Origin of the sequence: Flavilitoribacter nigricans DSM 23189 = NBRC 102662, assembly GCF_002646595.1 — a bacterium.
Lineage (GTDB): Bacteria > Bacteroidota > Bacteroidia > Chitinophagales > Saprospiraceae > Flavilitoribacter > Flavilitoribacter nigricans.
Map to the genome: position 1 here is coordinate 1 of NZ_PDUD01000089.1, position 10,343 is coordinate 10,343.

Sequence of the window (10,343 nt, forward strand, 5' to 3'; positions counted from 1 at the left end):
GCCGCTGGAGCCGTTGACGCTGATGAGCTGGCCAGTACCGGTGTAAGTGCCGGCACTTACAACTTGATGACGGCTACTATCGATGTGGATGGTAGGGTTACTGCAGCAGCTACAGGAGTACATACTAATTACGATGATCTTACCAGTGGAACACTTACCGGCTACATCAGCCGCCAGGGTGGATCCACTACTACCATTTCCAGTCCGAGTACTGGAGAGTACAACTTTACGATTCAATCTGGATCGGAGATTCTGCGGGCTGAGTTCTTTGGGAACAATGACAACCTGGTCTCTGGCACTGGAGAACTGATTCTCAGATTAAACAATTCCCTGAACAGCCGAAATCGCAGATATAGTGTACAGATTATCGATGGAAATAATGGGGCACAGGTGAGCCCTACTGGTTTTGGAGTAAGCTATACACAGACCGTTTCCGGTAATATCACCACGATCAACATTCCTAATCTTGGTAGTTTCGGCCCAACCGGTTATTACATCCTACTGAACTAATATGATACGTCAAATATTCATATCATTCCTGTTACTGATCTCTGCCTGCACGGCAGGGTTAAGCCAGTTTACGATGGTCAGCTCCAGCGCTAGCTGGAGTACGGTGGATGACTCCACATACACGGCTACGGTTTCTTTTTACGGAGATCTCACTGGCCAGTCGTACAATGCCACTCAGATCGCGGATACCTTTTTAGTATACTCGGCTAATGAGCAGCTCTACCGGATCAGCGCTGTCGTAGATCCTTTCTTCAGTAGCGCCACTTTAACGATCATTGAACAGGGCGGAAACTGGGGATCACCTACCGGCCAGGTCTGTGTTTACAATCCGGATGGTCGGACGACTATTCCGGAGGCGGTGTTTGGAAGTAATGGGGCGACGGCTCAACTGCTGTCTGCAGTGGGGCGGTATAATGCGCGACAGATTGGAGGACTTTCTGCAACTGAAATCAATTACAGTAATATTAATTCAAAGCTTAAAGCTTCAAACGCTCAATTTGCGATAGACGAAACCAGGGCGTTGGTGAAAAATTATTACCAATACACACCGATGGGGCTTGCTTTTACGGCTGATGATGTCAACGCTCCAATACAGGATGATTTTGCCGGATGGCCGCATGCGGCAGTAGCTTATGATTCTAGTATTGATAGTTTCTTAATATTCTACAACATTAATGGAGGGCACAATATTGGTACTAATAAAGTTTTATTGCGCAAAAAAGCACCAGATGGAGGTTTTGACAATGGCGTTGTGGTAGCAGATTCAACAGGAACAAGATCTCTAAAAGTTCAAGCGGCTGGCATTGCACCAAACGGTGATTATGTTGCCTTAGTTGGAGCGTTAAACTGGGGAACATCAACTGTTTATAAAACATATATCTATCGTTCAACTGATAGTGGCACGACCTGGTCTACATCAGTCATGCAAGCTGGTGGCTCTGATGTGTTGGCTTTCAATGGAGATGTTTCGGGATTTCTGGTTACCTCTACCGGTAGGATATTGACATTAGCTGTACAACCGGGAACATATACAACGCGAATATATTACAGCGATGACAACGGCGCGACCTGGACGCAATCAACGGTTGGCGGGAGTGTAACAGATGCTACTGAACCAGCTTGGATTGAATTGCCGGACGGGACAATTGTTGCCATGCTTAGAAAGGCGGTTAGGACCGGAACAGTTAGCCAAGTAATACCGGCAATGTTCACAAAATCAACCGATAATGGAGCGAATTGGACGGAGCCAACAGCATCTGGAAGTATTACAGACTTCACGCTTTCAAATGGGCACATGATTTTGGATACCGCAAACCAAGTTGTGGAATTAATCCATCACAGTAGAAACACAAAGCCCGATAATTATTCAAGGCTATATATTTCCAGGGCTACTTACCAGGACGCAAAGAACGATAATTTCGGTCCACAGATAACGATAGGCAGGATTGCGGCTTACGTGCAATACGACAATGGGGCGGGTGGTACTGATGAAGGTGATAGCGGATATGTTGGGTGCGCCACAGGTTCGGACGGGACAATCAATTGTTTTTATTATAACGGTCTTAGACCTACCGCCCGAATCAATTGGTTGTTAGGTAGGAAATCCGCGGGGGTTGAGAGAGAATATTTAATAGACCCAACCAACGGGGATGCGGTTGACCTTGGCGGGGGGATATGGAGCGAAATATCAGGAAACGCTACTTACCAAGGTGGCGCAAAATTACAATCTAGCGGATCTGATTATTTTACGCTATCCACTGGATCACCTTCTTTCGGAACAACGGCAGATATAGGGTATCGAGTAAACGGAGGGGCAAGGTTCCAACCTATATCTGGCGCTGGTTATGGCCCAGGCGTTGAATTCGTCGGAGGATCAGCAGCCAACAATCAGGGCGTTGCTAGATTTTATTACGGATCTGCTTATACAGATGTAAGTTCTACGGCTAAAGTTGAGTTTAAGTGGTTTACCGGTTCAGGTTTAACCTCCACAACGGAATTTGAAATAACTAGGGGGGCAGGTACAAGGACTAACGGGAATAGCACGTTACTAAATTCTTCAAACAGGTACAATATTCTGGACGATGGGAATAATTACTACTCCGCAACTGGGATAGCGGCAGGGTCCAGCTTTTCCATCAATTTTGATAGTAATAACAACGGTACAACAGATTATTTCGCAATTTCCAAAAACCAACCCGCAATAGGTGGCGCTGGTACGGAGTTGATGAGAATTATTGATAGCGGCAATATGGGATTAGGAACCACCGTACCAGTCGAAAAACTTGATGTTCGAGGCAATATTAATATAGAAGGAACTTATTTAAAAATTCAAGATGGGGCGCCTTCATACGGAATAACTTCTGATTATTCATATCCAACCGCAGGAGGAACAAGGATGCTTCCTATCGGCGGCTTCGGAGCTGGTCCTTCCTTTGAATTAATAGGTAAAGACGCCTCAAACAGCCAAGGCATGTTACGGGTTTATTTTGGATCAGACGACCAAGATGTGACCAGTACTTCGGCTATGGAGTTTAGGGAAAGCTTAGTTGGGAATACCTACCCAATTAGGATGATTATAAAACCGGGTGGGAATGTTGGGATTGGCGTAGACAACCCTAACGACAAGTTGGATGTATCCGGAAGTATAGACGCAACAACGGGATACAAAATAAACGGATCGGCAACAGCGGGTACGTATTTACGAGGCAACGGTACAAATTTTGTTTCTTCAACAATTCAAGAAAGTGATCTACCCGCACGGCCAGATACAGACATTTCCGTAACTCACACCGCAACAAACTACACTAATAGTAATAGTAATCTAGATGGTCACCTAGACGGTATCGACAACGCCCTAGACTCAACAACCCATAAAATCCTAGCTTTCACCCAAATCGAAGACACCGCGACCGAAGTAGTCCAACGTGGAGAAGAAATAACTATTGATGGTGATAATACTGCAGCATCAAGTTTTACCGTCACTTTAGACGTCACCGGGCTGGAGGTTGGAAATGTGTTCGATATATACATAGGTGATGCGACAGTAAACAACATCACGATTCAACTTAGCTCAGGTACGAATAACATATCCTACGAAAAAGACGCGACGAGTACCACAAAAACTTTTACAGGAACCTATCATTCTTTGTACTGCAGGTGGGATGGATCAGTTCTTCGGATTGATGAAAGATAATTTAAAAACTAACTGGTTTCACCGGTATCAATAAATTAAAAGCAAATGTCACTACCAACAGTAACCATAACCAGGCTGGCCAACCAGCTCAGCCGCCAGGGAGCCGATGCCGGCGAAGGTGTCGCAGCGATAGTAATGGGCGGTGTGGCCGTCACTGGCGGTGCTCAATTGAATACCGTTTACAAGTTGTTTAGTACGACAGGTGCGGAGTCTATCGGACTTGACGCAGCGTATGACACTACTAACCTGGTTGCGGTATACCATCATATCTCTGAGTTCTTCCGGCTCAATCCGACTGGAGAGCTGCACATTATGTTGGTAGCGCAGAACACCAGCCTGGAGGATATGTGTGATGTGTCGAATGATTATCTGGCTAAGGTGCTACGCGATGGCCAGGGGCGCATCCGTAAAGCTGGAGTAGTGCTGAATCCTGACGACACTTACACTTCGACGACCTCTGGAGGGCTCGATGCAGATGTACTGGCTGCCATCCCGAATGCACAGGCCCTGGCTGATTTCGAATTTTCGAAAAGCCGTCCGGTGAATAACATCGTGATTGAAGGCCGGGAGTTCAACGGCACGGTTGGTGATGCCACTGATCTGCGCAGCCTGGCCGGTGGGCCGTATCGGGATGTTTCCGTTGTGATCGGGCAAGATTTCGATTTTGCAGACAGCAATGCCATCTATAACGATATGGCAGCCGTAGGAGCTTATCTCGGCCTGGCTACGAACAAGACCCCAAGCCAGAGTTTTGCTCAGCCGATCTCGGATTTCAATCTGACTGATACTTCGCTTAGTCGCTTCCTGAGCGCTTACCTGAGCAATCACCTGCCGCTGGGCAACTTGTCTGATAATGATATCAGTGCCCTGCATGATAAGGGCTACGTGTTTACGCGTGCTTTTGCTAACTATGATGGCATCTACTTCAACCAAAGCCACGTGTGCGCGCCGGAAACGGATGATTACAATGCCTCTGAGTTGCGCGACGTGATGAACCGGGCAGTTCGATTGACCCGGCCGGTGTTGGTGCCTTATATCAATTCTACGGACTTCCGGGTTGTGGAAGGCACTGGTCGCATTATTCGGCAGATATCTGCCTCAGTGGAGGCGGAACTTCGACAAGCTCTTGAAAGTGGTATGATCAATGATGTAAGTTCGTTCAACTTCATTATTGTAGATCCCGCAAAAGATGATCTTGGCCAGGATTACCCAAGCTTCCTAAGTGATGGAGTACTGCGGGTATTGATCGGGATCATACCGAAAGGTAAAGCCCAAGAGATCACCGTGTCGATCGGATATACGAACGGCTAGGGTGCTGAAGGAGGATCCCATTTTTAAATTTATTCAATAACGAATCAAAGAACATCATGGCTCTTGTAAATGGTCAAGGTTATAGTTTCACAGACATCCGGATCGCCATGCTGGGTAATCTCAATGTTGCCGGCATTAAAGCAGTGTCATACGATACAACGCGCCAAAAGCAAAATAGCCACGGTGCCCAGGGTGAACCAGTAGAGCGCACCAGGTCGCAAAAAAACTATACTGGTAGTATCACGCTTACTTTGAAAGAAGTGATGCGCATTCGGGAAGCTGCCGGCAAACAATCTCTGACGGAGATCCCACCGTTTCCTATCACCGTTTCCTATGCTAACGGCGCTGATCCAACGATTACAGATATTTTGGAGTACTGTGAGTTTCTGGGCAATCCCAATACCTCCAGCAATGGAGATACGGAAATTCCGGTGGAGCTACAGCTCGTGATCGGGGGCATCCGATATAACCAATAAGACCTGGTCAATCGGGAATTGAATTGTATTCAATCATCATTCAAATAGCAAACAGATGGGAGTTAATGTTAGTCAAAAGCAGGTTGCTGAGTGGGAAAAGAAGTACGGCGCAGATAATGTTAAAAAAATGACTGTGCATGGATCTAATGGAGAGGAATGGAATATGTATTTCATGCTTCCACAGGTACATCCTAAGCGCCGGATGCTTTATAGTAGAGCACTGACCTTTGTAAGCAATAATCAGCGCCTGGAAGCTGGAGAGCTTATCCTCAGCGAATGTTTACTACAAGGAGACGAAGTGTTTTCTGATAATAACCATTTGGCTTACATATCCGCTGCGATTGACCTGGGAAAGCATATTGGACTTCTGGAGACCTCTACAACGAGTATCTCGACGAAGTCAACCGAAGCTACCCAAAAGTAAGCGAACAGAACGAGATCGAAACGATCAGTGCCCTGGTCAGCGTTCATTACCAGATACCAGATCCGGATGAACTGCCGGACGATGTGTTTTGGAAGATCTGGCGGCGACTTGAATATGTACTAAAGAAAAGAGAGAATGTATAGGATTGATCCATTCGGCTTATTGCAACGCGTTTTCGGGTTCGGCCGTGAGCGATTGATCCGCCACTACCGGGTGGGAGAAGCTGCTGTTCTCTCATCCGGTAGTTCGTCTTATGACCTGGAGGAAATTCCTGTACTGGAGAGCGACGTAAAAAGCTACTTCGGTACTCCAGTACTCACGCCGGTCACCGTCGAGGCCGGCCGCTACCCGGAGCGAGGCGATAACGGAAGCGTGAATTTTGTTGACTACCCGGAGTACCAATTTCCCCATACAACGATGGTTGAAGTCAATCAGCCGAAGTTGATCAGGAAAACGGAGATCTCCGGCCGATCGGGCACTGTCAAGGAATATATTTCGGACGGTGATTTTGAGATAAGGTTCAGAGGATTGATTGTCAACCAGGCTGATGACTATCCCCCGGAGCTGGGTATCCGGGCTATGCGCCAGATCTTACGAGTGCCGGCTCCTCTTGTCATCCAATCGGAGTTCTTTGAATGGTTGGGCGTGGGTGATATCGTGATCGAAAACTCAGGCATTTTTCAGCTGGAGGGATTTTCCCATGTAGTTGCTTTCGACATTAGAGCGGTGAGTGATTTTACTCCGGAGGTGCGCCTGCGGGATGGTTTATAAAAAAGATCGATGTACAGCAAACGAACAGAATCCGGACAAGATATTTTCGATATGGCCATTCAGGAGTATGGCTATATCGATCTTCTGTTTGTGATGCTGGATGACAACGGTCTGGAACCGACTAACGATTTGGAGACTGGCCAGGTGTTGAGTTTTCGGGAGGTAGTGCCGAATGAGTTGGAATTCGATGCGGAGCGACTTGATTATTTCCGTCGGAATGAGATCCGGGTAAATACCCATTATCGTCAACGAATTACAGGTTGGTGGGAGACCATGGATGACGACTACTACCAGACGCAAGACGGTGACTTGTGGCAGACCATGGATGGAGTAGAATCTGTACAGCCGGCTGACAATTGGGAGACCCAGGAAGACGGTAGTTTTGAGACCATCGATGGTGAAGATTTTGAAACGATTCCGACCGGCTCATGAGGCAGATAAGTGGTACCATATCGATTGGAAAGTTTGAGTTTGAATTCGCCCACGAGATCCGGATCAGATCGAGCTGGAAGCATCTCACCGATACTGCATCCATAGCACTCCCCAGGGCGCTGAAATGGAAAGATCAGTACCTGAAAGATGAGATCAAAAAAGGGGACCAGGTGCGCATCGAATTGGGCTATGATTTTGAGGATCAGCTGGAGTTCTCCGGTTATGTTTCTGAGGTAAAAAGTGGTGTGCCGACGCTGATAGAATGCGAGGATGAAATGTGGACCCTTAAACAGTCGAATATCACAAAAACCTACCGTTCTGTAAAGCTGCAGCAGCTCCTTCAGGACATCATTCCGGAAAACATCAAATTCAATGCCGTGCAGGCGGATCTTGGTCCCTTCCGAATCAATAAAGTTAGCCCGGCAAAAGTGCTGGATGAGATCAAGAAAAAATACGGTATAGTTAGCTTTTTTAGAGCGGGTGTTTTAGTGGTTGGATTCCCTTATTCTCAGGTAGAACGTGATAACTACGAATATCAGTTTGAGAAGGACATTATCAGTGACAGATTACTGTATAAAAAACAGGACGATATTAAGGTCACAGTCCGGGCTGTTTCGATGCTACCAGGTGGCAAGACGATCACCGAAAAAGTGGGTGATCCGGATGGTGAATTACATAGCCTGCATTTCTACAATTTAAGCCAATCTCAGTTGGTTAAATCTGCTAAAGAAGAGATGGCCAGGCTACGTTTTGAAGGGTACCGAGGAGGCTTTAATACGTTTGGAATTCCGCACGTAAAACACAGCGACCAGGTCACACTAAAAAGCTATGAATATCCTGAGCGGGACGGCTCATATTTAGTGGATGAAATCGACGTTTATTGGGGTGTAAATGGGTACCGTAGATCGATCGTTTTAGGACCAAAATCGGCATGAAAAGTGTCTTAGAAAAAATAGCAAAAGATGTTGTTCAAATGACCTTGGTCAGAGCCAGGGTTATTGCTGTTTATGACCAGGCGATCGATGTGACTCCGATCAATGACGACGCTGATATTTTGGACGTAAAGATCCGTGTTGTCATCGATGAAAATGAGGCTGGAGTGATGATTTTACCGCCGATCGGAAGTATAGTTTTAGTCGGTCTGATCAGTGATACAGATGCTTATTTATTGAGTTGCAGTGAGGTTGAAAGAATGGTTGTCAATACTGGTAAATTCCGATTTGAAGTAGATAGTGAAGGCAATGCGATATTTGACCAGGGCGAAAACGAAGGACTCGTAAAATTGCCTGATCTGCGTACTGAGATTGATAAATTGAACAGCTTTTTGAACACAATTAAACAGACGTTTTCCAGCTGGACTCCAGTGCCAAACGATGGAGGATCTGCCTTAAAAGCAGCGATGTCATCAGCTCTGTCCAGCGAACAATTAGCCGACCTTTCCGAGGTAGGAAACGACAAAATAAAGCACTGATGAGTTATTTTAGGACCATAGCAAAGGACATCAAATTAGATGGCGTCGGAGATCTCCTCACTAAAGATGGAGACTTTGTTATTGGCGAGAGTGACCAACAGCATATTGATGATATTTTGGTGTCAGGAAAGGGGAATTGGCGGGAGTGGCCAGCACTTGGTGTAGAGATCCACCGGTCTTTGAATAGCACCGGACAGATCACCAATCGGGTGGGTTTACTGCGCCGGATTCGGCTCAATCTTGAGTTTGATAATTTCAATGTTCAGCAGCTGCAGTTTGTCAGAGTTAACGGAAACGTTCAGCTGAAAATTGATGCAAATAGAGCGAGATAATGATCAACATCCAAGACATATACAACCTACAGATCCGGACGCTCGATGAGGTCAAAAACCTGATGCTGGAGAGTAAAGAACGTATCAGTGAGATCTACACGGATATACTTGATGAGGTGTTGGCAGATGCTGAATTATCCGGCCTTTCCAGCACCAGTAAAACTGCAGTTTGGCGACTTTGGGCTTTCGTCACTGCAGTGCAGATCTGGATGCACGAATTTCTTTGGGTGAAGTACAAAGCCTTCCTTGATCAAGCTGCTACTTATGCGCAACCTCACACACTTGCTTGGTACCAAAGGAAGGCTTTGGAGTATCAGCATGGAGATACTTTGATCGTTGATAATGGATCTGTGATTTATAGCCCGATTGATCCGGATAACCGTATCATAATTGCCTGTAGTGTGAAGGAAACAACTCAGGGAATAGTAGTCCTGAAGGCCGCAAAAGACGATGGAAATGGAGGCTTAACTGCCCTCAGTGAAGCGGAAAAAGATGGTTTTGAAGGCTATGTAAATCGGTTCAAAGATGCAGGTGTTAGAACGCAGATTATCAGCCAAAATGCGGATGTTTTGAAGCTTGTAGCTGATGTATATTATTCGCCTGGAATTAGTCCGATCGACACCTTCAAACCAGCCTTTGAGGCAGCTATAAATGAGTTTCTTCTGAACCTTCCGTTTGATGGTGTAATCCGGAAGATCAGCCTCATTGATGCGATGCAAAATGTCCTTGGATTTGTTGATATAGGCATCAATGAAATGGCTGTTTCAGTAGCTTATGACATCACTCCAAACTTTGTAAATGTTAATCTGAGTTATGAAACTGTGAGTGGTTTCCTACAGGTTGATGAGAACTTTCCGCTCGATACTCAGATCAATTATATAGCCAATGTTTAGCAAAGAACTGATCGAAAAATTACTACCTCCAATCCGGCGAACAAGCAGGCAAATAGCTTGGCTTTTTCGACTTCACCTTATTGCCAGAGGTATATTTGAGCAGTTCGATGCGTTCAGAGTTCGCGTCAATGAATGCCTTTTGTACAGCTCCCAAACATTAAGTTTACAGGCTTATTTGCAGTTAAAATTCAATTCAAACGGCATTTTTATAGTCAATGACTTCAGCGGAATTGAGCCAATTTTTATCTATTGGTTATTCGAAAACCAGGAGCAAACGACTATTTATTACCTTTCTGAAGGAGAAGAAGATCCAATAATTCATTACCTTTCCGAAGAAGCTCAATCACAGCTCAACTACGATTTTATAGTGCAAATTCCAGCAATTCTGAGCCCTCAAGAAGATCAGATCAAAGCGATGATCAATAAGCTTAAATTGGCTGGGAAAAGGTATAAAATTGAGTACTATTAAAAGCTAAAATAAGTGAATGTTTCGTTTTGAGTTTGCGCGAAATTTCGAATTTTGATTCTTA

12 protein-coding genes are annotated in these 10,343 nt (G+C 45.6%); all 12 read left to right on the forward strand.

The annotated features are described in order from the left end of the window. The coding region (locus tag CRP01_RS42665; RefSeq protein ID WP_222845946.1) for a hypothetical protein at positions 1-510 on the forward strand (510 nt) is incomplete at its 5' end. A 73-nt stretch (positions 511-583) separates the two neighbouring features. Beyond that, the gene (locus tag CRP01_RS41185; protein ID WP_170110763.1) at positions 584-3,703 is read left to right on the forward strand and encodes a sialidase family protein; all 3,120 of its coding nucleotides are present in this window, start codon (positions 584-586) and stop codon (positions 3,701-3,703) included. A gap of 45 nt (positions 3,704-3,748) precedes the next feature. Next, a complete protein-coding gene (locus tag CRP01_RS41190; RefSeq protein WP_099155951.1) occupies positions 3,749-5,014 on the forward strand; it encodes a DUF2586 family protein in 1,266 nt (421 codons plus the stop codon). Positions 5,015-5,070: 56 nt separating this feature from the next. After that, positions 5,071-5,490, forward strand: a complete 420-nt coding sequence (locus CRP01_RS41195) for a hypothetical protein (RefSeq protein WP_099155952.1) — start codon at positions 5,071-5,073, stop codon at positions 5,488-5,490. 55 nt (positions 5,491-5,545) lie between these two features. Continuing rightward, the gene (locus tag CRP01_RS41200) at positions 5,546-5,914 is read left to right on the forward strand and encodes a hypothetical protein (RefSeq protein ID WP_099155953.1); all 369 of its coding nucleotides are present in this window, start codon (positions 5,546-5,548) and stop codon (positions 5,912-5,914) included. Positions 5,915-6,049: 135 nt separating this feature from the next. Beyond that, a complete protein-coding gene (locus CRP01_RS41205) occupies positions 6,050-6,685 on the forward strand; it encodes a DUF6046 domain-containing protein (RefSeq protein WP_099155954.1) in 636 nt (211 codons plus the stop codon). Between the two features lie 9 nt (positions 6,686-6,694). Then, the gene (locus tag CRP01_RS41210) at positions 6,695-7,117 is read left to right on the forward strand and encodes a hypothetical protein (RefSeq protein ID WP_099155955.1); all 423 of its coding nucleotides are present in this window, start codon (positions 6,695-6,697) and stop codon (positions 7,115-7,117) included. Beyond that, entirely contained in the window at positions 7,114-8,052 is a 939-nt protein-coding gene (locus CRP01_RS41215; RefSeq protein ID WP_099155956.1) for a hypothetical protein, read from the forward strand. The genes CRP01_RS41210 and CRP01_RS41215 overlap by 4 nt, the downstream gene beginning before the upstream one ends. After that, positions 8,049-8,588 (forward strand): hypothetical protein, encoded by a 540-nt coding sequence (locus CRP01_RS41220; protein ID WP_099155957.1) that lies wholly within the window; start codon positions 8,049-8,051, stop codon positions 8,586-8,588. Before CRP01_RS41215 ends, CRP01_RS41220 begins: the two co-directional genes overlap by 4 nt. Next, positions 8,588-8,920 (forward strand): hypothetical protein, encoded by a 333-nt coding sequence (locus tag CRP01_RS41225; protein WP_099155958.1) that lies wholly within the window; start codon positions 8,588-8,590, stop codon positions 8,918-8,920. The genes CRP01_RS41220 and CRP01_RS41225 overlap by 1 nt, the downstream gene beginning before the upstream one ends. Next, positions 8,920-9,813 carry a hypothetical protein gene (locus CRP01_RS41230; protein WP_099155959.1) on the forward strand — a complete coding sequence of 298 codons (894 nt, stop codon included), beginning with the start codon at positions 8,920-8,922 and terminating at the stop codon, positions 9,811-9,813. The genes CRP01_RS41225 and CRP01_RS41230 overlap by 1 nt, the downstream gene beginning before the upstream one ends. Further along, positions 9,806-10,282, forward strand: a complete 477-nt coding sequence (locus CRP01_RS41235; protein ID WP_099155960.1) for a hypothetical protein — start codon at positions 9,806-9,808, stop codon at positions 10,280-10,282. The genes CRP01_RS41230 and CRP01_RS41235 overlap by 8 nt, the downstream gene beginning before the upstream one ends. Positions 10,283-10,343: the final 61 nt, after the last annotated feature.